The 25,792-nt window shown below is 58.2% G+C and carries 27 protein-coding genes; 10 read left to right on the top strand and 17 right to left on the bottom strand.

Annotated features, from left to right (window positions below; genetic code table 11):
- Positions 1 to 9 precede the first annotated feature (9 nt).
- Positions 10 to 1,446 (top strand): SDR family oxidoreductase, encoded by a 1,437-nt coding sequence (locus LG383_RS11660; protein ID WP_225759178.1) that lies wholly within the window; start codon positions 10 to 12, stop codon positions 1,444 to 1,446.
- Positions 1,447 to 1,538: 92 nt separating this feature from the next.
- Positions 1,539 to 2,552 (top strand): NAD(P)-dependent oxidoreductase, encoded by a 1,014-nt coding sequence (locus tag LG383_RS11665; RefSeq protein ID WP_106992818.1) that lies wholly within the window; start codon positions 1,539 to 1,541, stop codon positions 2,550 to 2,552.
- Here LG383_RS11665 and iagB read toward each other — a convergent pair whose 3' ends face one another.
- From iagB to gspC, 14 genes are all read right to left on the bottom strand, one after another.
- Positions 2,553 to 2,993 carry a type III secretion system invasion protein IagB gene (gene iagB, locus LG383_RS11670; RefSeq protein WP_225759179.1) on the bottom strand — a complete coding sequence of 147 codons (441 nt, stop codon included), beginning with the start codon at positions 2,991 to 2,993 and terminating at the stop codon, positions 2,553 to 2,555.
- A 62-nt stretch (positions 2,994 to 3,055) separates the two neighbouring features.
- Entirely contained in the window at positions 3,056 to 5,737 is a 2,682-nt protein-coding gene (locus LG383_RS11675; RefSeq protein WP_106992549.1) for a glycosyl hydrolase family 18 protein, read from the bottom strand.
- A 158-nt stretch (positions 5,738 to 5,895) separates the two neighbouring features.
- A complete protein-coding gene (locus tag LG383_RS11680) occupies positions 5,896 to 6,666 on the bottom strand; it encodes an A24 family peptidase (protein WP_225759180.1) in 771 nt (256 codons plus the stop codon).
- Positions 6,663 to 7,148, bottom strand: coding sequence for a type II secretion system protein GspM (gspM, locus tag LG383_RS11685; protein WP_106992548.1), 486 nt, complete (start codon positions 7,146 to 7,148; stop codon positions 6,663 to 6,665). The genes LG383_RS11680 and gspM overlap by 4 nt, the downstream gene beginning before the upstream one ends.
- Positions 7,145 to 8,287 carry a type II secretion system protein GspL gene (gene gspL, locus LG383_RS11690; RefSeq protein WP_225759181.1) on the bottom strand — a complete coding sequence of 381 codons (1,143 nt, stop codon included), beginning with the start codon at positions 8,285 to 8,287 and terminating at the stop codon, positions 7,145 to 7,147. Before gspL ends, gspM begins: the two co-directional genes overlap by 4 nt.
- 15 nt (positions 8,288 to 8,302) lie before the next feature.
- Positions 8,303 to 9,319: a type II secretion system minor pseudopilin GspK gene (gspK, locus tag LG383_RS11695; RefSeq protein WP_225759182.1), complete on the bottom strand. Its 1,017-nt coding sequence runs from the start codon at positions 9,317 to 9,319 to the stop codon at positions 8,303 to 8,305.
- A complete protein-coding gene (gene gspJ / locus LG383_RS11700; protein WP_106992545.1) occupies positions 9,316 to 10,002 on the bottom strand; it encodes a type II secretion system minor pseudopilin GspJ in 687 nt (228 codons plus the stop codon). The genes gspK and gspJ overlap by 4 nt, the downstream gene beginning before the upstream one ends.
- Positions 9,999 to 10,373 carry a type II secretion system minor pseudopilin GspI gene (gene gspI, locus LG383_RS11705; RefSeq protein ID WP_225759183.1) on the bottom strand — a complete coding sequence of 125 codons (375 nt, stop codon included), beginning with the start codon at positions 10,371 to 10,373 and terminating at the stop codon, positions 9,999 to 10,001. The genes gspJ and gspI overlap by 4 nt, the downstream gene beginning before the upstream one ends.
- A complete protein-coding gene (gene gspH, locus LG383_RS11710) occupies positions 10,366 to 10,851 on the bottom strand; it encodes a type II secretion system minor pseudopilin GspH (protein WP_225759184.1) in 486 nt (161 codons plus the stop codon). The genes gspI and gspH overlap by 8 nt, the downstream gene beginning before the upstream one ends.
- Positions 10,851 to 11,294: a type II secretion system major pseudopilin GspG gene (gene gspG, locus LG383_RS11715; RefSeq protein ID WP_304608145.1), complete on the bottom strand. Its 444-nt coding sequence runs from the start codon at positions 11,292 to 11,294 to the stop codon at positions 10,851 to 10,853. The genes gspH and gspG overlap by 1 nt, the downstream gene beginning before the upstream one ends.
- A 2-nt stretch (positions 11,295 to 11,296) precedes the next feature.
- On the bottom strand, positions 11,297 to 12,505 hold the full coding sequence (gene gspF, locus LG383_RS11720; protein ID WP_225759185.1) for a type II secretion system inner membrane protein GspF: 1,209 nt from the start codon (positions 12,503 to 12,505) through the stop codon (positions 11,297 to 11,299).
- Positions 12,505 to 13,983, bottom strand: coding sequence for a type II secretion system ATPase GspE (gspE, locus tag LG383_RS11725; RefSeq protein WP_225759186.1), 1,479 nt, complete (start codon positions 13,981 to 13,983; stop codon positions 12,505 to 12,507). Before gspE ends, gspF begins: the two co-directional genes overlap by 1 nt.
- Before the next feature lie 14 nt (positions 13,984 to 13,997).
- A complete protein-coding gene (gene gspD / locus LG383_RS11730) occupies positions 13,998 to 15,905 on the bottom strand; it encodes a type II secretion system secretin GspD (RefSeq protein WP_225759187.1) in 1,908 nt (635 codons plus the stop codon).
- A gap of 13 nt (positions 15,906 to 15,918) precedes the next feature.
- Positions 15,919 to 16,647, bottom strand: a complete 729-nt coding sequence (gspC, locus tag LG383_RS11735; RefSeq protein ID WP_106992815.1) for a type II secretion system protein GspC — start codon at positions 16,645 to 16,647, stop codon at positions 15,919 to 15,921.
- Positions 16,648 to 16,945: 298 nt separating this feature from the next.
- Here gspC and LG383_RS11740 point away from each other — a divergent pair, with 298 nt between their 5' ends.
- Positions 16,946 to 18,523, top strand: coding sequence for a peptidoglycan-binding protein (locus LG383_RS11740; protein ID WP_225759188.1), 1,578 nt, complete (start codon positions 16,946 to 16,948; stop codon positions 18,521 to 18,523).
- Positions 18,523 to 19,122 carry a hypothetical protein gene (locus LG383_RS11745; RefSeq protein ID WP_225759189.1) on the top strand — a complete coding sequence of 200 codons (600 nt, stop codon included), beginning with the start codon at positions 18,523 to 18,525 and terminating at the stop codon, positions 19,120 to 19,122. Before LG383_RS11740 ends, LG383_RS11745 begins: the two co-directional genes overlap by 1 nt.
- Here the strand turns inward: LG383_RS11745 and LG383_RS11750 are convergent.
- From LG383_RS11750 to LG383_RS11760, 3 genes are all read right to left on the bottom strand, one after another.
- A complete protein-coding gene (locus LG383_RS11750) occupies positions 19,097 to 19,720 on the bottom strand; it encodes a helix-turn-helix domain-containing protein (RefSeq protein ID WP_225759190.1) in 624 nt (207 codons plus the stop codon). The two genes, LG383_RS11745 and LG383_RS11750, sit on opposite strands and share 26 nt — an antisense overlap.
- A 277-nt stretch (positions 19,721 to 19,997) precedes the next feature.
- The gene (locus LG383_RS11755; RefSeq protein ID WP_225759191.1) at positions 19,998 to 20,828 is read right to left on the bottom strand and encodes an N-acetylmuramoyl-L-alanine amidase; all 831 of its coding nucleotides are present in this window, start codon (positions 20,826 to 20,828) and stop codon (positions 19,998 to 20,000) included.
- Positions 20,825 to 21,148, bottom strand: a complete 324-nt coding sequence (locus tag LG383_RS11760) for a heavy metal-binding domain-containing protein (RefSeq protein WP_106992536.1) — start codon at positions 21,146 to 21,148, stop codon at positions 20,825 to 20,827. Before LG383_RS11760 ends, LG383_RS11755 begins: the two co-directional genes overlap by 4 nt.
- Positions 21,149 to 21,264: 116 nt before the next feature.
- On the opposite strand from LG383_RS11760, the gene LG383_RS11765 reads away from it, so the two are divergent.
- The 6 genes from LG383_RS11765 (at position 21,265) to artJ (ending at position 25,774) form a co-directional block, all read left to right on the top strand.
- Positions 21,265 to 21,783 (top strand): lipoprotein, encoded by a 519-nt coding sequence (locus LG383_RS11765; RefSeq protein WP_225759192.1) that lies wholly within the window; start codon positions 21,265 to 21,267, stop codon positions 21,781 to 21,783.
- A gap of 213 nt (positions 21,784 to 21,996) precedes the next feature.
- On the top strand, positions 21,997 to 22,725 hold the full coding sequence (artP, locus tag LG383_RS11770; protein ID WP_106992534.1) for an arginine ABC transporter ATP-binding protein ArtP: 729 nt from the start codon (positions 21,997 to 21,999) through the stop codon (positions 22,723 to 22,725).
- Between the two features lie 19 nt (positions 22,726 to 22,744).
- Positions 22,745 to 23,476 carry an arginine ABC transporter substrate-binding protein ArtI gene (gene artI / locus LG383_RS11775; protein ID WP_106992533.1) on the top strand — a complete coding sequence of 244 codons (732 nt, stop codon included), beginning with the start codon at positions 22,745 to 22,747 and terminating at the stop codon, positions 23,474 to 23,476.
- Between the two features lie 6 nt (positions 23,477 to 23,482).
- A complete protein-coding gene (gene artQ / locus LG383_RS11780) occupies positions 23,483 to 24,199 on the top strand; it encodes an arginine ABC transporter permease ArtQ (RefSeq protein WP_106992532.1) in 717 nt (238 codons plus the stop codon).
- Positions 24,199 to 24,867 carry an arginine ABC transporter permease ArtM gene (gene artM / locus LG383_RS11785; protein ID WP_106992531.1) on the top strand — a complete coding sequence of 223 codons (669 nt, stop codon included), beginning with the start codon at positions 24,199 to 24,201 and terminating at the stop codon, positions 24,865 to 24,867. The genes artQ and artM overlap by 1 nt, the downstream gene beginning before the upstream one ends.
- Positions 24,868 to 25,042: 175 nt before the next feature.
- Positions 25,043 to 25,774, top strand: coding sequence for an arginine ABC transporter substrate-binding protein ArtJ (artJ, locus tag LG383_RS11790; RefSeq protein WP_106992530.1), 732 nt, complete (start codon positions 25,043 to 25,045; stop codon positions 25,772 to 25,774).
- Positions 25,775 to 25,792: the final 18 nt, after the last annotated feature.

Consider the following 25,792-nt stretch of genomic DNA (forward strand, 5'->3'; position numbering starts at 1 on the left):
GGAGCTAACGTGCCGCAACGTATTCTGGTCCTGGGTGCCAGCGGGTATATCGGTCAACATCTGGTGACCGCTCTGAGCGCACGCGGGCATCAGGTGCTGGCTGCGGCACGCAACGTTGAGCGTCTGCAAAAGCAGAGCCTGCCCAACGTGACCTGCCATGCTGTCGATCTCAACTGGCCACAGGAGCTGGGGGCGCTGCTTGAGGGGGTGGACACCCTCTACTATCTGGTCCACAGCATGGGCGAAGGCGGGGATTTTATCGCCCACGAACGCCAGGTGGCGCTGAACGTGCGCGACCTGCTGCTGGAACATCCGGTTAAACAGATCATCTTCCTCAGCTCCTTGCAGGCACCCGAGCATGAGCAGTCCGACCACCTGCGCGCCCGGCAGCTGACCGCCGAGGTGCTGCGCAGCGCGGGGATCCCCCTCACCGAACTGCGGGCCGGGATCATCGTCGGGGCAGGCTCCGCCGCCTTCGAGGTGATGCGCGACATGGTCTATAACCTGCCGGTGCTGACGCCCCCGCGCTGGGTGCGATCCCGCACCACCCCGATTGCGCTGGAGAACCTGCTGCACTATCTGGTGGAGCTGCTTAAGCACCCGGCCACAGCGCACCGGGTGCTGGAGGCCGCCGGACCCGAGGTGCTGAGCTACCAGCAGCAGTTCGAACACTTTATGGCGGTGAGCGGCCGCCGCCGTCCGCTGATCCCCATCCCCTTCCCGACCCGCTGGATCTCGGTGTGGTTTTTAAACGTTATCACCTCCGTGCCGCCGACCACCGCTAAAGCTTTAATTCAGGGGCTGAAGCACGATCTGCTGGCCGACGACCGCGACCTGCGGGCGCTGATCCCCCAGCAATTAATCCGCTTCGATGACGCGGTGCGCAATACGCTGAAAGAGGAGGAGAAGCTGGTCAACTCCAGCGACTGGGGCTACGACGCGCAGGCCTTCGCCCGCTGGCGTCCGGAGTACGGTTACTTCCCGAAACAGGCCGGTTGTACGGTAAAAACGCCCGCCAGCCTGGCCGCCTTATGGCAGGTGGTGAATCAGATCGGCGGCAAAGAGGGCTACTTCTTTGGCAACATCCTGTGGCAAACCCGGGGGATGATGGACCTGCTGGTCGGGCATAAGCTGGCGAAAGGCCGTCCGGCGGCACCATACCTGCAAACCGGCGATACGGTCGACAGCTGGAAGGTGATCATCGTCGAGCCGGAAAAGCAACTGGCGATGCTGTTTGGCATGAAAGCCCCCGGTCTTGGCCGGTTGTGCTTTACCCTGAAAGATAAAGGCGACCACCGGGAGCTGGACGTGCGCGCCTGGTGGCATCCGCACGGCATGCCGGGCCTGTTTTACTGGCTGCTGATGATCCCGGCGCACCTGTTTATCTTCCGCGGCATGGCCCGGCGTATTGCACTTCTGGCAGAACAAAAGTCAGAAAAAGTCTGATTAAAACTCCGAATCTTTCACGTTTCCCATTGCATAGCGCCGTAATTCACGGAAGAATGCGCACGAAATTCTTTTCAAAACAGTGGATCGATATGAAGGTACTGGTTACCGGCGCCACCAGCGGCTTAGGCCGCAATGCGGTGGAGTTTTTGCGCAATAAAGGCATCAGCGTTCGGGCCACCGGTCGCAATGAAGCGATGGGTAAGTTGCTGCAAAAAATGGGCGCAGAGTTTGTCCATGCCGACCTGACGGAACTGGTCTCTTCCCAGGCAAAAGTGATGCTGGCCGGGATCGATACGCTGTGGCACTGCTCCAGCTTTACCTCGCCGTGGGGAACCCAGGAAGCCTTCGATCTGGCGAACGTGCGCGCCACCCGCCGTCTGGGCGAGTGGGCCGTGGCCTGGGGAGTGCGCAACTTTGTCCATCTCTCCTCCCCGTCGCTCTATTTCGACTATCACCACCATCGCGATATCCAGGAAGATTTTCGTCCGGCGCGCTACGCCTGCGAGTTTGCCCGCAGCAAGGCCGCCAGCGAACAGGTGATCGATCTGCTGGCGCAGTCCAACCCGCATACCCGCTTCACCATCCTGCGCCCGCAGAGCCTGTTTGGTCCGCACGACAAAGTGTTTATTCCGCGCCTGGCGCAGATGATGCACCACTACGGCAGCGTGCTGTTGCCGCGCGGCGGCGATGCGCTGGTGGATATGACCTATTTCGATAATGCCATTCACGCCATGTGGCTGGCCAGCCAGAGCGAGTGCGACGGTCTGCCCTCCGGGCGGGCGTATAACATCACCAACGGCGAACCGCGCTCCCTGCGCAGCATTGTGCAGAAGCTGATCGATGAGCTGAATATTGAGTGCCGGATCCGCTCGGTGCCCTACCCGATGCTGGACATCATTGCCCGCAGCATGGAGCGGCTGGGGAATAAGGCGGCCAAAGAGCCTGCCCTGACCCACTACGGGGTGTCGAAACTGAACTTTGACTTTACCCTCGATACGCAACGCGCCGAGAGTGAGCTGGGCTATAAGCCGCTGGTGACGCTGGATGAAGGCATTGAGCGCACCGCCGCCTGGCTGCGGGATCACGGTAAGCTGCCCCGCTGATTAACGCCTGCTGCGGGATTTGAGCTGCTGGTATTTGTGCCACACCTTGTGGGCGTAGATCATCCGCTGCGGGTAGTTCTCTTTTTTTAATCCGGCGTTATAGGCCCCCACCGCTTCCCAGTTGTAGCCATACACCCGGATCATCCCCGACAGAATCGAGGCCCCGACCATGATCGAGGTGCAGGGCTCGGCGATCAGGCGATACTCGTCGATCCCGGCGCGCTGCAGTTCGGCAAAGTGGATGCTGTTAATCTGCATCAGCCCGACATCACGGGTGCCGTCATGGTTCCAGCCCACCGCATAGGGATTCATCCCGGACTCCACATTGGCAATGGCAAACAGCAGATAGGGATCGACGTGATAGCGCTGCCCGGCGCTGTCCCAGCAGTTTGCCAGCGCGCTTTGACTGAGCAGCAACAGCAGAAGAAGTAAGCGTTTCATTTTCATACCCGCCAGACGCAAAAAGACGGGGGCAAAGCCCCCGTCATATCAGGTGCGGAAGATTATTGACAATCTGATGCCGCGCCCACTTTCACCCAGACGTCGTTCTGGCCTGGTTTGTCACCTTTGGTCCACCATTTGGCACGGTACTCGTTGCCTTCGTAGGTGGTGGTATCACCGCCGTTGTAGACCATGGTCGGCATCCAGCCCATTTTCACGTTGCTCATCAGCTCCCAGGCATCCACGCCGAAGCCCGGCTGGTTACCCTGAGTCCAGTACTTCGCTTTCCAGACCAGGTTATCGAAGCTGACGGTGTTGCCGCTGGTGTAGACCTTGCTGCTGCTCCACGCTGCATATTTGCTGGCGTTAGCGTCAACCGGGCTGCTGTCACAGCTGCCGTTGTCGGTCGCATCATCCGCAGGCGGAGTGACGTCGTCGGCTGGTGGGGTCACGTCATCGGCTGGTGGCGTGACGTCATCGACGGGCTCTTGTGCTTTTGGCGTAACGGTCACGACCACGTTACCCTGCACCGCAGTTTTGCCGTCGCTCACCACCACACTCAGGGTGTAATCAGTGTCGCTGCTCACCTCTGGCGCGGTAATGCTCAGGTTGGCGGTATCGGCGCCGGTAGCGTGCATGTCACCCGGTACGCTCCAGGCGTAGGTCAGGGCATCGCCATCCGGATCCGCAGCCTGGGCATGCAGGGACAGAGGCTGACCCGCTTCAACCGAGACCGGTGCCATGGTGTTAATCACCGGAGCCTGGTTAGCTTTCGGCGCTTTGTTCACCACCTGCACGTCAGCGGTGCTGCTCAGCCCTTTGCTGTCGGTCACGGTCAGGCGGAAGGCCTGAGTCTGGTCATTCGCCACGGCCGCCACGCTGAAGCTGGCCTGGGCGCGGGTGCTGTTGGTCAGGGTGACAGAAGGACCGGCGATCTGCGTCCACTTATAGGTCAGGGTATCGCCGTCCTGATCGCTGGAGGCAGAGCCGTCCAGGGTCACGTTCGCCGGACCGGTGACCGTCTGATCGCTGGCGGACGCGACTGGCGCATGGTTGGTCACCACCGGTACGTCAGAGGAAGAGCCGCTCAGCAGGCTTTCGTTCATCGCATTGAGGATGTCGCCGTTATCGGATTCCAGGGACCAGGCAAACAGGCCGCCCAGGTTTTTGTTCAGCACAAACTTGCCTTTCGCCTCGACGGAACGGGCATCGTCATAGGTGATCAGGGTGCCGGTGCTCTTGTTGAACAGGTATGGCGCTTCGGCGGTGGCGTCGTATTTGTATTCCCAGCCCGCTTTGCCTTTGTATTTGTTGACGATATCGCGGTAGTCGACGATGCCAGCCTCCCAGGAGCCAGGGATCGCGCCGGTGGCGGTGCCGGTGAACGGATTGTCGCCGGTGTAGCCGTGAACGCCAGTCCAGCCGCGGCCGTACATCGCCGCGCCGACCACGATTTTGCCCGGCTGAACGCCCTGGGCCAGCATCGCGTTAACGCTGCCTTCGGTGGTTACGCTATCCGGTTTCCAGGTTGGGGCGTGCAGCGCGGTCTGGTGGCCGAGGTCGGTCATGCTCCAGGAGCCGTAGAAGTCGTAGCTCATCAGGAAGATGTAGTCCATGTACTTCTGCGCCGCGTTGTAGTCAACGTTGGCGATTTTCGAGGTGCCTGCGCCAATGGCGGAGGTCAGCTCGTAGGTGCGACCGGTCTGGGCGGAGAGCTCATTGAGCATCGCGCGCAGATCGCGCATCAGCAGGGTGTAGGTCTCTTTATCCACCTGCGGGTTGCCGAGAGATGGGTTCTCACCGCCGCCGCCCGGGAACTCCCAGTCGATGTCCACGCCGTCATAGAATTTCCAGGTTTGCAGGAACTCTTTCACCGAGGAGACAAAGCGGGCGCGGATGGCGTTGTCGTGCATCTGGAAGAACGGATCGGAGAGGGTCCAGCCGCCGATAGATGGCAGAATTTTCAGGCCCGGATGCGCTTTTTTCAGCGCCATCATCTGGCCGTAGGTGCCTTTGTAGGGGTCATCCCAGTTCGAGACGCCAGCCTGTGGCATCTGCAGCGCGGCCCACGGATCGTGGATCGCCAGGGTGTAATCCGGACGGCCCTGGCAGGCTTTCTTCAGGGCTTCCAGCGCGTTACCGGCGCTGGCGTTGATGTTGTCGCCGCACATCGGAATGAAGCCATAAATAATGTGGTTTACGTTGTCAGCAGCAATTTGATCGATGTTGAACTTACGATCGTAGACACCCCATTCCGGATAGTACGCCGCCACCACTTTATCGGAGTGCTGGGCGAAGGATTTGTTGTTTTCCTTCATGGTGGTGTTCAGCGGCAGCAGGTGGCTACCGTCGGTATCAGCAACGATGATCAGCTTGCTGTCGCTGGTGCTGCAGCCGCTGTCGTTACACAGCTGGACCTGCTCCTGGTAGCGACCGCCTTTTTTCACCTTGAAGGTGGCTTTGCCGGAGGCGCTACCCGCCCCGCTCCAGACTTCCTGGCCGTCCAGCAGCACTTTGGCCGATGTCGGGACATCGCCGCTGTAAACGTTCCACTCTACGGTCACGTCAGCGCCGTCCTTGACCTTAATCAGCGAGTTATAGGCCTGCGCTGACTGGTCCACCTCAACAATGGCAAATTTGTCATTCCCGTTACTCAGCGACGGTTTACCCGGCACTGCGGCAAATACCGGGCTGACCGCCGCAGCGACAAATAAAGCCAGATATTTAGGCTGCATGATTTTCATTATTCATTCCTGTTGATATACGTGAACTTAAATAGACCATGCGATCCATTCGGCATGGTAAAAGGGTTATTTAACCCGGAGTTACGATATCGCTCCCTGCATTATTTTTCGCGCCTTCGCTTTCACGAAAAAAACTCAGGAAAAACTTGACCGATGAATTAAAAAGTGAAGATGGCGTGCTGCAGAATAAAGATGGTCAGCCCGGAAAACGCCAGAAAAGGGCCGAAGGGAATAACGTTGTCATTGTCCTGATGCCGGAAACAGATCGCCCAGCCGAGAATACCGCCCAGCGCCGCCAGCAGCAGGATCGAGGGTAACGCCTGCCAGCCGCACCAGGCCCCCAGCGCCGCCAGCAGCTTGAAGTCGCCGTAGCCGAGCCCTTCCCGCCCGGTCACCAGCCGGTGCCCCTGGTAGACCAGCCACAGCGCCAGATAGCCCGCCACTGCGCCATACAGGGCATCGGTGAGCGGCAGCAGGTGGGTATGCAGATTCAGCAGCAGCCCGGCCCACAGCAGCGGCTGGGTCAGGCAGTCCGGCAGCAACCGCTCCCGCAGGTCGATCATTGCCAGCGGCAGCAGGCCGCACCATAACAGCCACAGAGCCAGCAGCACCGGGAGATCGGGTGTCAGCCAGGCGCTGAGGGCGAAAAAGAGCGCGCTGAGCAGCTCCACCATCAGCACCCGCAGGGGGATTGCTGAGCGGCAGCAGCGGCAGCGCCCGCGCAGCATCAGCCAACTGACCAGCGGGATGTTCTCCCACCAGCGCAGCCGGTGCTGGCACGCCGGGCAGTGCGAAGGCGGATACAGCAGGTTCCCGGCCCCCTCCTCTTCCCGCATCCACCCCGGGAGGCGTTCCACCACCACCCCAAGAAAGCTGCCGAAGATCGCCCCCAGCACGCCGCTGGCGGCACACAACGCCGGGCTCATCATGCGCTTTTCTTCCAGCTCAGCTGGATATCCGCCTTCACGTCGCTGAGGTGATCCACCGGGGTCAGGTTCATCTTCTCCAGCTGCACGCCGGTGGCGAGATTCATCTCCCGCAGCCAGTTTTTCAGCACGTAGACGTTCACCCGATTAATGGCGAAGGTCAGGGACTGTCCGTCCTGACGCACGTCGCTGAGGGTCAGGTTGATCTCATGGGCGCTGTTTTCCACCGCGCTGCGCGGATTGCTGGTTTTCAACTGCTGAACCTGAAGATGATTTTTGGTAATTTCATCGCGCATCCAGCGCAGCGTCTCCTGCTGTCGGTTCAGCGTCGACTGGCTGCGCCCGATCATCGTGTCCAGCGGCACCATGCCGCCGTAGTACACCGCAGCACAGCAGAGCGCCGCTGCGCCCACCTTAATCAGGTTGCGCTCGCGCACGCTGTACTGCTGATAGCGATTTTTTAACTGCGCTATTTTTGTTTTCATTTATATTTCCCTGTCACCATCGCGGTATAAGGTGGTGTCGTGGAACCAGGCAGTAAAGAAAAGGCAAAACTGGCGCTCGCCTGCTGCACAAATTCCTGCAACTGCTGCGGGTTTTGTGCTTTGACGCTGAGCGTCAGGTTATTTTGCGCGTTGTCATATTCGATACTGTCTATTTCCATGCCCGGCACCCGCCGTTTAATTTGCTCCAGCGCATCCAGCTGCTGGAAAATACCTTTTTTCTGTTTCTTCAGATTCTGACCAAAATGGTATTTGATGTTGCTCTGCTGGCGCACGCTGGGAAAATGGTGCTGATAGAGCTGCACGATCTCCTGCTGGAGCTGGTTCTCCTTCTGCACCAGCATCCACGCCGTGGCGGCACGCGGCCCGGTCAACAACCCGACGCACAGCAGCGCCATCAGCGCCGTGGCGATCCGCAGCTTTTTCGCCGCGCCGCTGTCGGCCACCCGCAGATCGAACTCGCCGTGCAGGAGGTTCACCCGGCAGGTTTTCCAGCGGGCCTGGATCAGCGCCAGCGGATGCTGCCCCGGCAGGATTTCGCTGCAGGCTACCCCGTCCGGGGCATCGCCGTAGCAGCGGATCTCCCCGGCGGTTTTCGCCAGCAGCAGCGGCAGCATAGCGGCGTCTACCTGGCAGGCACCGCCCCCGGCGAGGCGCAGCCAGACCTGCTCCTCCAGCGGCACCAGGGTGCTGCTCTCCGCCTCGCCCGGCAGCAGCCAGGCGTCCGGCAGGACCTGCACCACCTTCAGCCCGGCGTCCTCGAAGCGCGCCAGCCACTGATGCAGACGCGGAGCGTCAATCGCCACCGCATCCACCTCGCGTCCGGCTTTGCCCAGCACCGTCCAGTGGAGGGTGTCGACATCGCCGATCAGCGTCTCCTCCGCCATCCACGAGAAAGGGGTGTTCTGCGCCGACAGCGTCTTTTTCGCCAGCGTGAAGTGGCGGAAGATCATCTCACTCGCCGGTAACAGCAGGCAGACGCGGGACGCCAGCGGGTGTGAGGCCAGCTCGCTGAGCGCCTGATGTCCGTTCAACGCCATCACCTGCTGACTGCCCGATTCACACCACCATACTTTTGCGTCCTCGCGACTATCGGGACGCACAAAAATTACCTGTTTCATAGACTCAGACTTTTGTTATTCAATCATTCGGTAACGGCGCTGCCAGGTTCTGACCTCGCCCGCCTCGCGCTCTGCCCGCAGCTGGCTGACCACGCGCAGGGTTAACTCGTCGGTATTGCCGGTGTAGTTGACGCGGAAAAAGCGGCTGTTGACGTCGAGCAGATCGGCGGCCTGCTTCAGGTCGTCCTTCAGCTGCGGGGCGTTACGCTCCAGCTGCTCGCTGAACGCCTTCACGCTCTCCCAGCCCTCGTCCGGGCGAGAATCAATCACCCGCTTCGCCTCTTCTTCGGTCAGCTTGCCGGGGAACAGCGCCGCCAGCAGGCCCGCCTGCTGCGGCGTCAGGGTATTGACGTCCACCCGGCTGGCGGTGGTCGGCAGGGCGCAGAACAGCCTGCTCACCTTCGGCCACGCCGCCGCCGGAAAGGCGGGCAGCTGTTTAAGTTCGTTCAGGCTGAGCATCATCCGGTTGGCCGGCAGGCGCGCGGGCTGGAGCCCGGCCCAGGCGTCATCCTCCTGCCCCGCTCTGGCGGTGGTGGTGTCCTCATCGAGGTAATCCACCAGCTGGAGGTAAATCTCTTCTGCCGTGAGGGTGCTGACCCCGCTGTCGGTGAGCAACTGCTCAACGATCTGCTGCTGACGCGGCTTTTCCGTTACCGCAGGCGCGGGGGTCTCGTCCTTCCCGGCGCTGGCTGGCACCGCCAGCAGGTTATTGACGTTAAAGCAGTCCTGGGCGTCCTCCACCTGGCTGACCACCGTGTAATACTCGCCCTGAGTTTCCAGCGGCTCATGCCACTCACCTTTCAGGGTCAGGACGGTTTTTTCACCGCTGATGGCGGCCAGCAGCCGATCTTTAACCACCCCCTCCTGACGCTGCATCGCCCAGCGCAGCTGCTGCTGGCTCACCTGATAGTGGGTTTTCTGCAAATTGCGGCAGAACTGCTGGCTGATTTTGGCCGCCAGGGCCGACATCATCACCAGCAGGATCAGCACCACCAGCAGGGCAACCCCCTGCTGTTTACGCACCCGGCTCATGGCTGTGCCTCCGGGGCGGGCGGGGTCTCTGGAGGGGTCTGCGCATCTGGCGGCGTCTCTGCCGGGACATCCGTCGGTTTATCCGCCGTCGGTTCCGCCGGTTCCGCCGGTTTTGCCGCTTCTGCCGGTAGCTCGCCTGGGGTGGTAAAGACCCAGCGCCAGCGGTCGCCACTCTCCATGGTCAACGTCAGCTCCACGCCGTCCGGCTGGGTGTCGCTGTCGCGCCACGCGTTTTGCCACCCCCCCTGCCAGAAGCGCCACTGCACGGCTTTCACCTCGTTAACGATCGGCACTTCGTCCGGTTTAGCGTTGGCCGGGCCGTCAAAGGTCGGCCAGACGTCACGCCACAGGCGGCCACCCTCCAGCCGCCAGCGCACGCGCTCCAGCTGCACCTGGCCGCTGACGCCGTTGAGGGTCGTCATCTCCAGGGCGTTATTTTTCAGGCGAAATACGCCGGTCCCGTTACGCGGTGCGCGCCCCTGGAGCTGAAAAAAATCCCGCTCCAGCAGGTTCCAGGCGCGCTGGAGCTGGTTGAGCTTCGCCGCGCTGGCATCGGTGGCGGAGCTGGTACGCATCGCGCCATCCAGAATCTGCCAGGCCAGGGTGCTGATCACCGCGAAGATGGTCAGCGCAATCATGATCTCCAGCAGGGTGAACCCTTGCTGACGCCGTGTCTGTTTCACTTTTCCTCTCCCGGCGGGATGATATCCACGTTGATGACCGGCTGGCTGTCGTCGCCTTCGGCCCAGACGCGGATCTCATCCACCCGCCCGTGGTCGGCGGATTTCACCCGCTGCTTGCGCCAGGTCCAGCTGCGCCCGCCCTGGGTTTCCGTGCCCTCTTCCTCGCTATCGGGGAAGTCGCTCTGCATCAGCTGCGCTTCCGCGAGCTGGTTTTCCGCCACCCAGCTGGCCTGTAGGGTATCCGCCAGCCCGTAGGTAAAGCGCACGTTGAGGGAGACCGAGTTCATCAGCGCCAGCGCGGCGGTGGAGAAGATCACCAGCGCGACCATCACCTCCAGCAGCGTCATGCCCTGTTGTTTAGCCTTAGCCATCGTTTTCTACCGTTACCGGGGCTGCGCCCTGGGAGATCACGCGGAAGCGGTGCTGTTTATCGTCACTTTGCAGCGACAGGGTGAAACGGCTGATTTCGCCATCCGGCAAAAAAAGGATCTGCGGTTCGGCATCCAGGGTCGCCGCCAGCCGCTGGGGGGACAGCGAAACGTGCATCGCCTCCGGGAAATCGCCGCGGGTCGTAATTCGCCCGGCGGTTAACGGCACCCAGCCCCGTTTGCCGTTTTTCTCTTCGAAGGTCACCAGTTGATAACGATCGGTAGTCATCGTCAGGCCAATAATATTGCCGTCCATCACCGCGCGATCGGAACCATATTCCACAAGGGCTTTTAACTGCTGGCCAAATATATCCGCGCCGCTGCGGGATGGAATCGTCGAGACCACCATCATCGCGCAGCTGGCAAATATCACCAGCGCGAGAATAATTTCCAGCAGGGTAAAGCCGCGTTGCTTACTCATTATTTTTTCGCGAGCGACCAGTTAGTAATATCGTCGGCGGTATTGGCTTCGCCATCCGGGCCGGCAGAGAAGACATCGATCGCGCCATGTTCGCCCGGGCTAACCAGCAGATAGTCGTTGCCCCATGGGTCCTGTGGCAGGCGGCGGATATAGCCGTCGGCGCGGTAGCCGTTCGGAATAGGCGCGATTTCCGGTTTGGTGACCAGCGCCTGCAGGCCCTGCTCGGTGGTCGGGTAGCGGTGGTTATCGAGCTTATACATATCCAGCGAGCCTTCGAGGGCGACAATATCGCTGGTCGCTTTCTGGCTATCGGCTTTCTCTTTATTGCCCATTAAATTCGGCACCACCATGCTGGCCAGTACCCCGAGAATAACAATTACCACCATTAATTCGAGCAAAGTGAAGCCCGCCTGACGGGTCAGGTTTTTACGTTTCATCGCCATGATTAACCTACCATGTTATTAAGTTGCAGAAGCGGCTGTAATATTGACAGCACAATAAACAGAACAATGGTTGCCATCGACACCACCAGCGCCGGTTCAAATACCGACAGCGTTAAGGTGATGCGATGTTGCAATGCTGATTCCTGGTTTTCCGCCGCGCGGTCCATTAAATTGCCCAATTCACCGCTCTCTTCACCGGAGGCGATCATATACAGCATGGTGGGCGGGAATAATTTCGCCTGATCCAGGGCGTTATATAAAGAGGCACCCTGTCGCACGGTATCGGCCGCCTGCTCCAGCACCTGCCGGGCATACAGATTTTCGATCCCGTCCATGGCGATATACATCCCCTCCAGCAGCGGCACGCTACTGGCCTGCAAAATACTCAGAGTGCGGATATAGCGGGCGCTGTTGATGGCGCAGACCAGCTTTTTAATCGGCGATCGGTTCACCAGCCAGCTGTGCCACAGAAAACGGTTTTTGCTGTTTCGCAGCCAGGTTTTAAACCCGACAACGCCCCCGGCGAGGCTGCCAGCGATATAAATGCCGTAAGCCTGCAGAAAATCGCTCACCGCAATCAGGGTACGGGTGGTGATCGGCAGCTGTTGCTTCATGTGGGTGAACTGCTCGATCACCTGCGGGACCACCGCCACCAGTAAAATACTGATCACCGCAATGGCCACTACCGTCAGGGTGATCGGGTAGACCATCGCCTGGGTGAGCTTGCTTTTCATCTTCTGGCGCTGCTCGTTGTACTCCGCCAGTTTTTCCAGCACGTCGCCGAGGTGACCGGTTTTCTCCCCGGCCATCACCAGGGTGCAGTAGAGCTTGTCGAAGGTGCGCGGAAACTGGCTGAAGGCGTCGAACAGCGTATGCCCTTCCACCACCTTTTCGCGGATCTCCACCACCATCGCCGCCAGCTTTTTGTCTTCCGTCTGTTTCGAGATCGCCTTCAGGGCGCTCTCCAGCGGCAGCGCGGCGTTGACCAGGGTCGACAGCTGACGGGTAAACATCGACAGCACCGGCGTCGAGAGCTTCGCCCCGGTAGCCGCTTTACCGGCGGCCGCCTTCTCGCGGGTTTCGGTGATGCTGACCGGCATCAGCTTTTGCTCCCGCAGCATCTGGCGCACCTGCTTTTGCCCCTCGGCCTGCAGCGATCCGCGCCGGGTTTTGCCCGCCGCGTCGGTCGCCGTCCATGCGTAGAAGGCCATTACTCATCCCCTCCCCGCTCGGCGGTGACGCGCATCACCTCTTCCAGCGAGGTAATGCCGCTGATGACTTTCAGCAGGCCGTTCTCGCGCAGGCTGTAGGCCTGTTTGAAGAGCTGGGTTTCGATGGACATTTCGTCTTTGTCTTCATGGATGGCGCGACGCATGGTGCTGTCCACCACCAGGAATTCGTGGATGCCCGCTCGTCCCTGATAGCCGCTCTGGCGGCAGTGTTCACAGCCCACCGCGCGATAAATCGCCTTCGGCGGGGTCGCCATAAAGCTGAACAGTGCCTGTTCATTGTCGTCCAGCGGACTGGTGGTCCGGCAGTGGGTACACAGCCGTCGCACCAGACGCTGGGCAATGACACCGAGCAACGATGATCCGATTAAAAAGGACTCCAGTCCCATATCGCGCAGACGGGTAATGGCCCCGGCGGCGCTGTTGGTGTGCAGCGTGGACATCACCAGGTGACCGGTCAGCGACGCCTGGACCGCGATTTGCGCAGTCTCCCCGTCACGGATCTCACCGATCATCACCACGTCCGGGTCCTGGCGCAGAATAGCGCGCAGGCCGCGGGCAAAGGTCATATCCACGCGCGGGTTAACCTGGGTCTGCCCCACCCCTTCCAGCTCATATTCAATCGGATCTTCAACGGTGAGAATGTTGCGCTCATGGCCGTTCAGCGCCGACAGAATGGCGTACAGGGTGGTACTTTTCCCGGAGCCGGTCGGGCCGGTGACGAGGATAATGCCGTGGGGGCGGTCAATCAGCCCTTTTAGTTTTTCCAGCTCCTCATCAATCAGGCCGAGCTTGTTGATATCCGGCTTGAGATTGCTTTTATCCAGCAGACGCATCACCACCCGCTCGCCATACTGCGACGGAATGGTGGAGACACGCACGTCGATGGCCTTGCGGCCAATGCGCAGGGAGATACGCCCATCCTGCGGGAGGCGTTTCTCGGCGATATCGAGCTTCGACATCACCTTGATGCGCGACACCAGCAGCGGCGCGAGCTTGCGCGCCGGTTGCAGCACCGGGCGCAGCACGCCGTCGACGCGAAAACGGATGCTCAGGGTGCGCTCGAAGGTTTCGATATGAATATCCGAGGCCCCTTCTTTTACCGCTTCGCCGAGAATGGCGTTGATCAGGCGGATCACCGGCGAGTTTTCGTCGTTATCCAGCAGATCCTCGTTGTCGGGGATCTCCTCGGTTAACGCCATCAGGTCGATGTCGGCGTCCATATCGTCCACCAGCTGCTGGGAGACGCCGCTGTTCTGCTGCCAGATCTTGGCCAGCATCTCGTCAAAGGCCTCGGCCGTCAGGATCGTCGGGGTGAAGGATCGCCCCAGCACCCGGCGCATCTCCAGCAGGGCAAACGCCGGGGCGTCATCCCGCACCCAGACCTGATCCTGATAAAAGAGGACCCCGTGGGTTTTGGCGTAGTTGCTGGTGCATAACTCTTGACTCAGTCCGTCCATGTTGCGCCTCGTCCTTACTCTTTAAACGGGTTGCGACTGGCCGGCGTGGCGCTGGCCGCAGTCGGGTAAGCGGGCAGCACGGCGTTGCCTTCAGGGGCAACGATACCGAGCTTTTTCTCCTCCAGACGCTGCTGCTGACGGGCGCGGATCTGGTCGTATTTCTCTTTCGACGAGGCGCTGTAGGTATCGTCATCACGCAGGACGGTGGTATGGATAAAGACCATCAGGTTACGTTTCGAGGTGTCCTGGGAGGTGTAGCGGAAAAGCTGCCCTACCAGCGGCAGGTCGCCCAACAGCGGCACCTTGGAGACGTTCTGCTTGGTGTTGTTCTCCATCAATCCGCCGAGCACCACCGTCTGCCCGCTGTGGACCATCACTTCGTTGTTGATGGTGCGGGTGTTGAAGGTCGGGCCGAGGCTCGCATCTTCGGTGGCGCTGGCGTCAACGCTGGAGACTTCCTGCTCAATCTTGAGGTGAATAATGTCGCCATCGTTAATCTGCGGCACAATTTTCAGCTTGGTCCCGACGGTTTTACGCTCCACCGAGTTAAAGACGTTGTCCCCGCTGGTGGTCTGCGATCCGGCCAGCACCGGCACATCCTGACCGACGTTAAAGGAGGCCTCTTTGTTATCGAGGGTAACGACGCTCGGGGTCGAGAGAATGTCGTTTTTACCGTCGGTAGAGAGGGCGGTCATCAGGGCACCAAAGTCGCCGTTAAAGAAGCCGGTCGCCAGACCGGTAAAGCTGGCGACTTTCTGGGTGCCATTCTTAATCTGGCTGATCGGCATCCCGGTCGAGCCAAACTGCACCCCGCCGTGTTTGCTGCTCCATTGCACGCCGAGGTCAAGACCGCTCCCGTCCTGCACTTCAGCAATGATCGCTTCCACCAGCACCTGTGGGCGGCGGATATCCAGCTTGTCGATCACCTTTTCCAGCGAATTCATCACATTCGGCTGGGCGGTGATCACCAGTGAGTTGGTGGCTTCGTCTGCGGTGATGTTCAGATCGCTGCTGGCAGACGCGGTTTTGCTTTTCGCCGTGCCCGCCTTGTCTTTCAGCTGCTCGCCAATGCCGGTCAGGACCGGCACCACTTTGCTGGCGTTGGCGTATTTCAGGTAGAAGACGCGGGTGTTGCCTTCGTTGTTCTGCTCGCGATCCAGCTGGCCAACCAGTGTCCGGGTACGGGCCCGGGATTCTTCCGGGCCGCTGATGATCAGGCTGTTGGTTTCGTCGTCGGCCACCACTTTAGTCGCCAGCTGCGGCGCGTTCTGCCCTTTCTGCTCTTCGTTGTTGAGGTTGTTCAGCATCTCTGAGAGTTCTTTGGCTGAGGCGTAGCGCAGCGGGACGATCTCCCGGCGCTGCACCCCGGAGCGATCGACGCGCTCCACCAGATCCACCAGCCGGTTGACCACCGAGGCGCGCCCGGTCAGCAACAGCACGTTGGAGGGTTCAAAATGGACCACGTTGCCGATACCCGAGGCATCGTTGAGCTGACGCAGCAGCGGAGCCAGTTCGCGCACCGGCACGTTCTCCATGCGCACCACGCGAGTGATGATCTCATCGCCCTTGCCCGGATTTTTGCTGTCGGCCACCGGCACCCCGGCGGTACGCGCCACGCTGGAGCGCACCACTTTGACCATGCCGTTATCCATCGGGATCACCGACAGACCGTAGACATCCAGCACGCTGAGAAAGAACTGATAGTATTCGTCTTCGGTCAGCACGTTATAGGTTCGGACAGAAACGGTGCCCTGTACGGACGGATCGACCAGAATCGTCTTATTCAGGTTGCGGCTTACCGTATCGATAAATTCGCGAATATCGGTATTTTTAAAGCTGGCGCTAAAATTAGCCGCCAGCAATGAACTGGAATAGAGCGAGGCGGCGGTCAATACCAGACACGCCCAGGGAATTTTCTTCATGGCTTTACACTTGTTAATTGTTTAAAACATTAACCCGAATATTTTCAAGGTGAGCGTGACGTCTGACGACAACTTCCGCTTCTCTCATTTTCGACCAGCTGGCGATAATATTTTTCGCCTGTTCTTCTTTCGTCATATCGACGGCGTTCACTTTCACAACCACATCGCCTTTTTGCAGTCCGCTATGACTGAAAAAGGCGGACGCGTTCTTCGGCTTAATTTGATAGCCTTCAAGCGCCCCGTTATCGAACCACGGTTTCAACACGAAATAGTCGTTGAGATGTAAATTATCAGACCCCGCATCGACCATTGGCCGGGGGGTGGGCGTACTACTGGTATCGCCTTTAAAATAGTCGGGGCGTTTAATGGCCAACGTCTGGGCGGAGCCCTGGTAGTTGATCACCACATTGTCGGGGTTGATCTCCTCAACCCAGGCATCGCTGTAGCCCGTCAGGCTCTCGCCTTCCCGGTAGCTCTGCTGCCCGGAAGGGGTTTTGATGACCGCAAACGACATCCAGGCTTCGTCACTGTTGATAATCCCTTCCACCTCGGCACCAAGCGGCGTTTTTACCGTGCGCTGGGGGGCATCCTGATAAACGGCAGGCTGGAACAGGGCAAAATCCTGCGCCTGCACCGGCTCGCTCATCGCCGGATCGGGATCCGATACCTTGTCGCTGACTTTTTTATACTCTTTGAAGACCACATATCCCTGTTGTCCGCTAAATATCAGCAGAATAAACATCACACAGGGCATTATCAGTCCATATAAGCGCTGCATTTTCATTATTTAGCGGGCCTTTTAATGCAGAATTACGCAGCCTGATGCTGCACCAGATTTGCGCTCATACTAATAAGGTATTCCGTATCGCTCTATCGGCTTTGCCATTAACTTTAATGCAGAAAAATATTGACCCTCACCAGGGGGGATGTTAGGCCTGATATTCAGGTTATTTTTCTCCAGCCTGGAAATTGACCCTCCTTGCGCCATCCCGTACTTTCGGCAGCGAATATCTGTTTCTGTCATCCCAGGGTGTGTCGTTATGTATCTGAGCCATTTTAAATTCACCGGTCAGCCTTTCAGCAAGGTGACGCGGTCTGCGGGCGAATTCTTCGTACCTTACCATCAGGATGTGTTCGGTATGCTGAAGGACAAATCGCGGACGCCGGGGATCATGGGGCTGTTTTCCGACGACGAAACCCTGCTCAGCCAGTTCAGCAGTGAGCTGCTGGCGCAGACATCTGCCGGCGTGGCGATCAATGCCTTTCCGAAGCTGAGCGCCAGCGCCCTGCTCTATAAGCTCAACCCCAAGAACACCGATGCCAAAAACAGACTTCATGCCATTGATGCAGTGCTGCGCCAATGGCATGAGGCATTCCCGCGCTGTCGCACCCAGGGCCTGGTGCTGAGTATTTCGGCGATCCAGGCGATGCGCGACAACAGTTGGGAGGTTCTGGGCATGCTGCTGACGCGGGCGCAGGAGTGTGATTTGCCGCTGACCATCTTGCTGACCGGCACGCCGGATCAGGAGGCGCGTCTGCTGGCCGATACCGGCCTCGGCGCCCGGATGCATACGCGCCATACGCTGCGCGCCCTCACCGGCCGCGAGTCTCTTCACTATATTCAGGAACAGATTGCCCACCACGGCGCGGATACCTCGCCGTTTACCCCGGCCCGCATTCGTCGGATGCAGGCCCTGACCAAAGGTTCCGTCAGCCAGCTGAACGCGCTGGCGCACCTGGCGTTGCTGGCCGCATGGACTGAACGTGCCGGGCTGGTGGGGACACGCCATTTGCGTCTTGCGGCGGGGGAAGTGTTACCGGTCAAACGCAGCAACAAACGTCTGGCGACAGTGGGGCTGTTCGCCTGCGTGGTGTTTGCGGCCTGCGGCTGGCATTTCTCTGGGGCTATCACCGGGGCGCTGCCGTTCAAACCGCCGGTACCCGCACGCTGGATCACTAAGGTGAGTAAACCTCAGGCCCCGGTGCAGCCGGCGATCGACCGCGAGGTGGTGAATCAGCCGGATGCCATGCATCAGCTGTACACCATGTGGGGGTACGATGCGTCCGCCGAGGAGGCCCTGTGCCAGAATGCTGGCCGGGTGAACCTGCAGTGTAAACAGGGCAGCGCCCCGCTGGGCACGCTTGAGCAGGAGGGGTATCCGTGGATCGGCGAGCTGAAAACCGGGGATCACCTGAACTACGCGGTGGTGGCGCGGGTCGGGAAAGATTCTCTCGATCTGCTGATGAATAACCGCACCTGGCAGGTGAGCCGGACCTGGTTCACCCAGCATGCCACCGGCAACTATACCCTGCTGCACCGTCTGACGCCGTCAGGCAAAGAGGCGATCACCGCCGCCAGCGACAGCCAGGACGTGAACTGGATCGATGCTCAGTTGAGCCAGGCCCTGAATGCGCCCGAAACGCATACTCACGTCTGGACGCACACGCTGGAGGCACGAACGAAGGAATTCCAGCAAAACATGCACCTGCACGTTGATGGCCTGCCGGGGGAAGATACCCTGATGCAGCTGATGCGCGTCAACCATACCACACCCGCTATTCTGACCTCGCTGAGCGACAGCGCTGCCGCCACGCCGGTTCAGGGGAAAAAGTCATAATGTCCACGATATCTCTTGCTGCCCAGCGCAGCTATACCACTGGCGAGGCGGTGTGGTTCTCTTACCGCCTGCCGTCGATGAAGCGCGTGCTGGGAGGATTGCTGGCGACGATCCTCTGTCTGTGCGCGATGGTTATCGCCGGGCTGTACGCCCATCTTTACCATGACCTGCGTCATCCGGCGCCCGCCCCGAAACCGGCGGCCGTCGCTACACCTGACACGCAGGTGTCGGATATGCATTATGTCTATGTATCGAAACCCTTCCCTCAGCCGAAACCAAAACCGGTGCCGATGACGCCGCTACCCGCGCCGGAAGAGAGCCCGATTATGGACAGTGAGGCAGACTGGCAACAGGCTCCGGACGGAATACCCCTGGATCAGGCCCTGCCCGACACACAGGAAGAGGTTCAAACCCCCTCATTACAGGAAAGGTTTATGCAGGCCGTTAAAGAGCAGCAATTAGATTATTCTCAAGGGAAAATGCCGCCACAGCCGGACGATGAGATTCTGGATACAGGACAGGAGATAAAAAAATCTCCTCCGGTGGAATCGAAGGAGATCAGGCGGGTAAATTTCAGTAACGTTCCGGCAGACTATTGATGGTAATCAATTTGCCTTTCTCGACCACAATATAGTGACCTTTTTTGAGGTCAGAGAGAATTTTAATAATGGTGCTGCGCGCCAGGTTGGTGTATTCCTGAATATAGTCATAAACGTTCACATCGCGTTTATGTAAAACGATCAAATCGTTAATTTCGAGGAGGAATTCACGCACTACGGAATACGCGCTACGGGCAACCAGAATATCATCACGTTTAGTGAGGATACCGATATACCAGACCAGAACCTGAGTCAGCTGAGCCCAGAGGTTATTTTCACGGATGATACGTTCGAAGTCGGATTTTTTGATGGTGCGGATCACGGTGGTGGTGCGGGCAATGCCGTACATGTGGGCAGCATTGTTGTAAACGGACGCGACGCCTAAAATGCCCTGAGTACGCATGGTAAACATGCTTAACTCATCGGATATCCGGCGGATTTCCACTTCGCCACTGACCACGATATGAATATAATTCGTGTCAGCGGTAATGATTTTCTGCCATTTCTTTAACGTTTTTTCCGGACAATCAGCGGTTGCAGCAATAATCGCGTCTATCGCCTGTTGCGGACGACTATTAATACCGTAGATACTTAACATTATTATGCCTGTTTTCAATTTTTTATATATAACGGGGTGCGGCAACATAAATGTCGCAGCAATAAAAAGGGATCAGGTTCAGATAAAAAGAAGATGTACTTTATGTTGAGAGTAACTCTCATATTATTTTTTATTTGCTAAATTGCTTAGCAAGCTATGTGTACATATTAAATGCGGGTAATTTTAAGTCAATTAACTAAAAATGAATTGCGGATGTACTTAAGATTAATCTTAAGAAAAGGCGATAAAATTACTCACAAAGGGTTATTTTTCAGGGCTATTTTTGCCCGTATTTTTCCAGCAACGCTTCGGCAATGGCTATTGTTTCTTTATCAGAAACACCATTCCATAATTGCGGACGAAAATGCATTTGAAATGCCATTATTATTCTTTTCTGTTGTGCAGAAGATATATTCTCCGGCACCTCATACCCATACCGGGCTAACAGATCGAGCAATACCGACGTTTCCACCGGCTGATAGGGTGGCTGCCCGTTGAGATAAAACGCCACCCGGGCCGGATCCGGCCAGGCACCGATCCCCTGCTGGGCCAGCGCCTGCCACGGGAATAGCGGCCCCGGGTCGTCTTTGCGCTGCGGAGCGATGTCCGCATGGGCCACCACGTTCTGCGGTTTGATGTCGTAGCGCTGGATAATGTCCTTCGCCAGCGGGATCAGGGCCGCTATTTGCGCCGGTTCAAACGGGAAGAAGCGTTTTTGGCCATCGATTTTTTGCCAGCCGCGGTTTTCCAGCTCGATCCCAATAGAGGTGTCATTAATCCGGGTTGCGCCGCGCCAGAAGCTGACCCCGGCATGCCAGGCCAGATCGCGCTCCGGCACCAGCTGCCAGATCCGCGGCTTGCCGTTGTGTTGGGGCGGGATCGCCGGGATCAAATAGTGGGAGCTGACGTTTTTATCGGTGAGGGTAGCGAGGGAGCTGTCAAAGTCGTCAGCGGTGTAGTGGATCACCAGCACTTTGACGCGGGGATAGGCCGCCTGCGCCTGACGCCGGGTATCCAGCTCATAGGCGCCTTTGTCCACGACGCCTTTCTCTGTCGCACAGCCTGCCAGCAACAACGCCAGCAGGACGGGCACAATGGCACACTTCATCGGCGCGTTTTCACCGCCGTACCGCTGACGCTGACCATCAGCATGCTGGCGTCTTTCCCGACGGTTTCATAGTCGATATCGATACCCACCACGGCATCGGCACCGAGGGCCTTCGCCTGCTCGCCCATCTCTTTGAAGGCGATCTCACGGGCTTTACGCAGCTCTTTTTCATAGGCCCCTGAACGCCCGCCGACGATATCGCGAATACCGGCAAAAAAGTCGCGGAAGACATTGGCCCCGAGAATGGCTTCACCAGTCACTACGCCGCAGTATTCGCTTATCGGCTGCCCTTCCAGGGTTGGGGTGGTGGAAAATTGCATGTTTGTCTCCTTATTGCGCGTTGAGTGCCTAACCGATTAAGAACAAAACCATTATCCGATCGTTACGCTATCATTTAAAGGTTAGTTAATTATTGCAGCCTAATAAGGAAATCAACATGCGCTATTCTGCTTTGACGCTTTTAGTGCCTTGCGCGCTGCTGCTCAGCGCCTGCACCACCCCGGTCACTCCGGCCTTCAAGGATATTGGTACCCGCAGCGGCAGCTGCATCACCGGCGGTCCGGATGCCGTGGCCCAGCAGTTCTATGACTACCGCATTTCGCACCGCAGCAGTGACCTCACCGCGCTGCGCCCGTACCTGAGCGATAACCTGGCCCAGCTGCTGAGCGATGCCAGCCGCGATCCGCAGCATCAAAATCTGCTGAAAGTCGATCCGTTCTCCAGTCGCACCACCCCGCCGCAGACGGCCGTCGTCTCCAGCGCCTCGACCATCCCCAATACCGATGCGCGCAACATTCCGCTGCGGGTGAAACTGACCCAGGGCAGCGAAAGCTGGCAGGATGAAGTACTGATGATCCGCGAGGGAGAGTGCTGGGCGATTGATGACGTGCGCTACCTCGGCGGCAGCGTCCATGCCCCGGCGGGCACCCTGCGCCAGTCTATTGAGAACCGTTAAGCAGATAAAACCCCGCAAAATGTCTGGCATTTCGTGAGGAATGCCGACATTTATTCTCGTCGCCATCTCCGCTCGCTACTTTGTGCTATGTTTAGGGATAGATTCGGTTTATATTTAACTTTTAACGCAGTTATATTGCATAACTATTCTGTCAACGGTACTATTTGCGGCCTCAATTGCTATAGCTTGCCTGGATGAGTAAAGACTGCCCCGATGAGTATTCAACTAAACGGCATTAACTGCTTCTACGGCGCACACCAGGCGCTGTTCGACATCACACTGAATTGTCCTGAGGGCGAAACGCTGGTGCTGTTAGGCCCAAGCGGCGCGGGCAAAAGCTCGCTGCTTCGCGTCCTCAATCTGCTTGAAATGCCGCGCTCCGGTACGCTGGATATCGCCGGTAATCACTTTAATTTTGCCAAAGCGCCGTCTGAAAAAGCGATCCGCGATCTGCGTCAGAACGTCGGGATGGTCTTCCAGCAATACAATCTCTGGCCGCACCTCACCGTGCAGCAGAACCTGATCGAGGCCCCGTGCCGCGTGCTGGGTCTCTCTAAAGAGCAGGCGCTGGCCCGTGCCGAGAAGCTGCTGGAGCGTCTGCGCCTGAAGCCCTACAGCGATCGCTATCCGCTGCACCTCTCCGGCGGTCAGCAGCAGCGTGTGGCCATCGCCCGCGCCCTGATGATGGAGCCTGCCGTGCTGCTGTTTGATGAGCCGACCGCCGCGCTGGACCCGGAAATCACCGCCCAGATCGTCAGCATCATTCGCGAGCTGGCGGACACAAAGATTACTCAGGTGATCGTGACCCACGAAGTGGAAGTGGCGCGTAAAACCGCCAGTCGTGTGGTCTATATGGAAAACGGTCATATCGTTGAGCAAGGGGATGCGAGCTGCTTTGCCCAGCCGCAAACCGACGCGTTCAGAAATTATCTGTCTCACTAATCGAATCGAGAGAACGACAATGAAAAAAATAGTGATTGCCGCCCTGCTTGCAAGCGTTAGCCTTTCTGCCACCGCTGCCGAGACCATTCGTTTCGCCACCGAAGCCTCCTACCCTCCGTTTGAGTCTATCGATGCTAACAACAAGATCGTCGGCTTCGACGTCGACCTGGCTAATGCCCTGTGTAAAGAGATCGACGCCACCTGTACCTTCTCGAATCAGTCTTTCGACAGCCTGATCCCGAGCCTGAAGTTCCGTCGTATCGACGCGGTCATGGCCGGGATGGACATCACTCCTGAGCGTGAAAAGCAGGTTCTGTTCAGTACGCCGTACTACGAGAACTCCGCCCTGTTCATCGGTCAGAAAGGTAAATACGCGTCGATTGATGCGCTGAAAGGCAAGAAAGTGGGCGTGCAGAACGGCACCACCCACCAGAAATTCATCATGGATAAGCACCCGGAAATCACCACCGTGCCATACGACAGCTACCAGAACGCCCGTCTGGATCTGCAGAACGGCCGTATCGATGCCGTCTTTGGTGACAACGCGGTGGTCACCGAATGGCTCAAAGCCAACGACAAGCTGGCTGCGGTTGGCGATAAAGTGACGGATAAAGATTACTTCGGCACCGGTCTGGGTATTGCCGTGCGCCAGGGTAACACCGCGCTGCAGCAGAAATTCAACACCGCGCTGGAAAAAGTGAAGAAAGATGGCACGTACGATTCCATCTACAAAAAATGGTTCCAGAAGTAAGAACTGATGAACGAAATTTTTCCATTAGCAAGCGCCGCCGGGATGACCGTCGGCCTTGCCGTTTGTGCGCTGATTATCGGCCTGGTGCTGGCGATGATCTTTGCCGTGTGGGAGTCGGCTAAGTGGCGACCTGTCGCCTGGGCCGGCTCTGCACTGGTGACCCTTCTTCGCGGCCTGCCGGAAATTCTGGTGGTGCTGTTTATCTATTTCGGCTCGTCACAGCTGCTGCTGATGCTGTCGGACGGCTTTACGCTCAACCTGGGCGTGGTGCAGATCCCGATTCAGATGCAGATCGAAAACTTCGACGTCAGCCCGTTTCTGTGCGGCGTGATCGCCCTCTCCCTGCTCTACGCCGCCTATGCCTCGCAGACCCTGCGCGGCGCGCTGAAAGCGGTGCCGGTGGGCCAGTGGGAGTCCGGTCAGGCGCTGGGGCTGTCGAAAACGGCGATCTTCTTCCGTCTGGTGATGCCGCAGATGTGGCGTCATGCCCTGCCGGGGCTCGGTAACCAGTGGCTGGTGCTGCTGAAAGATACCGCCCTGGTGAGCTTAATCAGCGTGAACGACCTGATGCTGCAGACCAAAAGCATTGCCACCCGCACCCAGGAGCCTTTTACCTGGTACATCGTGGCGGCGGCTATCTACCTGGTGATCACGTTGCTCAGTCAGTACATCCTCAAGCGTATTGATCTGCGTGCGACGCGTTTTGAACGGAGACCAGGCTGATGCTGGATTACTTACCCGAACTGATGAAAGGGCTGCACACCAGCCTGACGCTGACCGTCGCCTCGATTATCGTGGCGCTGGTGCTGGCGTTGATTTTCACCATCATCCTGACGCTGAAAACGCCGGTGCTGGTGTGGATTGTGCGCGCCTACATCACCCTGTTTACCGGTACCCCGCTGCTGGTGCAGATCTTCCTGATTTACTACGGCCCGGGCCAGTTCCCGACGCTGCAGGAGTATCCGGTGCTGTGGCATCTGCTCTCCGAGCCGTGGCTGTGCGCCCTGCTGGCCCTGTCGCTGAACAGCGCCGCCTACACCACGCAGCTGTTCTACGGTGCCATTCGCGCCATCCCGGACGGGCAGTGGCAGTCCTGCGGTGCGCTGGGGATGAGCAAGAAGGACACGCTGGCGATCCTGCTGCCGTACGCTTTCAAGCGCGCCCTCTCCTCGTATTCCAACGAAGTGGTGCTGGTGTTCAAGAGTACCTCCCTGGCCTACACCATCACCCTGATGGAAGTGATGGGCCACGGACAGCTGCTGTACGGACGCACCTACGATGTGATGGTGTTCGGTGCCGCCGGGGTGATCTACCTGGTAGTCAACGGTCTGCTGACCTTGCTGATGCGTCTGGTTGAGCGTAGAGCGCTGGCGTTCGAGCGTCGCAACTAAGTATGCATACAAAGTGATTAATAAAGGCGGGCAAGTCTAACAACTGCCCGCCTTTTTTTTATGAGTTAAATAATAGTTAATCATTTTTATTGCATACAAATTCATTAAATGGCATTGTAACTCCCAGCCGCAGACACGGCATATAATGACAAGATTGACAGACGGGAGCTTCACAATGAAAAAGTTAGTTCTGGCCGCTTTACTGGCAACCTTCGCCGCCGGCGCCTCTGCCGCCGATAAAATCAGCTTCGGCGTTTCTGCGACCTATCCGCCATTCGAATCGCTGGATGCCAGCAACCAGATCGTCGGGTTTGATATCGACCTGGCGAAAGCGCTATGTACCCAGATGCAGGCCGAGTGCACCTTTACTAACCACGCCTTTGACAGCCTGATCCCGGCTCTGAAATTCAAAAAATATGACGCGGTGATTTCGGGCATGGACATCACCCCGGATCGTAGCAAGCAGGTAGCCTTCACCGACCCCTACTATGCCAACTCTGCGGTAGTGATTGCCAAGAAAGGGGCTTACAAATCCTTTGATGAGCTGAAAGGCAAGCGCATCGGTATGGAAAACGGCACCACGCACCAGAAATACCTCCAGGATAAGCACCCGGAAGTGAAAACCGTGGCCTATGACAGCTACCAGAATGCGATTATCGACCTGAAAAATGGCCGTATTGATGGTGTGTTTGGCGACACGGCGGTAGTGAACGAGTGGCTGAAAACCAACCCGCAGCTGGGCACCGCTACCGATAAAGTGACCGACCCGCAGTACTTCGGCACCGGTCTGGGTATCGCAGTGCGTCCGGATAACAAAGCGCTGGTGGAAAAACTGAACGGCGCCCTGAAAGCGATTAAAGCGGACGGCACGTACCAGAAAATCAGCGACCAGTGGTTCCCGCAGTAAGATTGTTGTGCCTGTTTT

Source organism: Leclercia sp. Marseille-Q4284, assembly GCF_916618945.1.
Taxonomy (GTDB): domain Bacteria; phylum Pseudomonadota; class Gammaproteobacteria; order Enterobacterales; family Enterobacteriaceae; genus Enterobacter; species Enterobacter tamurae.

Excerpts from the sequence above, each read along its gene's own strand:
- LG383_RS11665 (WP_106992818.1), top strand. The coding sequence starts at position 1,539 with ATGAAGGTACTGGTTACCGGCGCCACCAGCGGCTTAGGCCGCAATGCG.
- iagB (WP_225759179.1), bottom strand. The coding sequence starts at position 2,993 with ATGAAACGCTTACTTCTTCTGCTGTTGCTGCTCAGTCAAAGCGCGCTG.
- LG383_RS11675 (WP_106992549.1), bottom strand. The coding sequence starts at position 5,737 with ATGAAAATCATGCAGCCTAAATATCTGGCTTTATTTGTCGCTGCGGCG.
- LG383_RS11680 (WP_225759180.1), bottom strand. The coding sequence starts at position 6,666 with ATGATGAGCCCGGCGTTGTGTGCCGCCAGCGGCGTGCTGGGGGCGATC.
- gspM (WP_106992548.1), bottom strand. The coding sequence starts at position 7,148 with ATGAAAACAAAAATAGCGCAGTTAAAAAATCGCTATCAGCAGTACAGC.
- gspL (WP_225759181.1), bottom strand. The coding sequence starts at position 8,287 with ATGAAACAGGTAATTTTTGTGCGTCCCGATAGTCGCGAGGACGCAAAA.
- gspK (WP_225759182.1), bottom strand. The coding sequence starts at position 9,319 with ATGAGCCGGGTGCGTAAACAGCAGGGGGTTGCCCTGCTGGTGGTGCTG.
- gspI (WP_225759183.1), bottom strand. The coding sequence starts at position 10,373 with ATGGCTAAGGCTAAACAACAGGGCATGACGCTGCTGGAGGTGATGGTC.
- gspH (WP_225759184.1), bottom strand. The coding sequence starts at position 10,851 with ATGAGTAAGCAACGCGGCTTTACCCTGCTGGAAATTATTCTCGCGCTG.
- gspG (WP_304608145.1), bottom strand. The coding sequence starts at position 11,294 with ATGGCGATGAAACGTAAAAACCTGACCCGTCAGGCGGGCTTCACTTTG.
- gspF (WP_225759185.1), bottom strand. The coding sequence starts at position 12,505 with ATGGCCTTCTACGCATGGACGGCGACCGACGCGGCGGGCAAAACCCGG.
- gspE (WP_225759186.1), bottom strand. The coding sequence starts at position 13,983 with ATGGACGGACTGAGTCAAGAGTTATGCACCAGCAACTACGCCAAAACC.
- gspD (WP_225759187.1), bottom strand. The coding sequence starts at position 15,905 with ATGAAGAAAATTCCCTGGGCGTGTCTGGTATTGACCGCCGCCTCGCTC.
- gspC (WP_106992815.1), bottom strand. The coding sequence starts at position 16,647 with ATGTTTATTCTGCTGATATTTAGCGGACAACAGGGATATGTGGTCTTC.
- LG383_RS11740 (WP_225759188.1), top strand. The coding sequence starts at position 16,946 with ATGTATCTGAGCCATTTTAAATTCACCGGTCAGCCTTTCAGCAAGGTG.
- LG383_RS11745 (WP_225759189.1), top strand. The coding sequence starts at position 18,523 with ATGTCCACGATATCTCTTGCTGCCCAGCGCAGCTATACCACTGGCGAG.
- LG383_RS11750 (WP_225759190.1), bottom strand. The coding sequence starts at position 19,720 with ATGTTAAGTATCTACGGTATTAATAGTCGTCCGCAACAGGCGATAGAC.
- LG383_RS11755 (WP_225759191.1), bottom strand. The coding sequence starts at position 20,828 with ATGAAGTGTGCCATTGTGCCCGTCCTGCTGGCGTTGTTGCTGGCAGGC.
- LG383_RS11760 (WP_106992536.1), bottom strand. The coding sequence starts at position 21,148 with ATGCAATTTTCCACCACCCCAACCCTGGAAGGGCAGCCGATAAGCGAA.
- LG383_RS11765 (WP_225759192.1), top strand. The coding sequence starts at position 21,265 with ATGCGCTATTCTGCTTTGACGCTTTTAGTGCCTTGCGCGCTGCTGCTC.
- artP (WP_106992534.1), top strand. The coding sequence starts at position 21,997 with ATGAGTATTCAACTAAACGGCATTAACTGCTTCTACGGCGCACACCAG.
- artI (WP_106992533.1), top strand. The coding sequence starts at position 22,745 with ATGAAAAAAATAGTGATTGCCGCCCTGCTTGCAAGCGTTAGCCTTTCT.
- artQ (WP_106992532.1), top strand. The coding sequence starts at position 23,483 with ATGAACGAAATTTTTCCATTAGCAAGCGCCGCCGGGATGACCGTCGGC.
- artM (WP_106992531.1), top strand. The coding sequence starts at position 24,199 with ATGCTGGATTACTTACCCGAACTGATGAAAGGGCTGCACACCAGCCTG.
- artJ (WP_106992530.1), top strand. The coding sequence starts at position 25,043 with ATGAAAAAGTTAGTTCTGGCCGCTTTACTGGCAACCTTCGCCGCCGGC.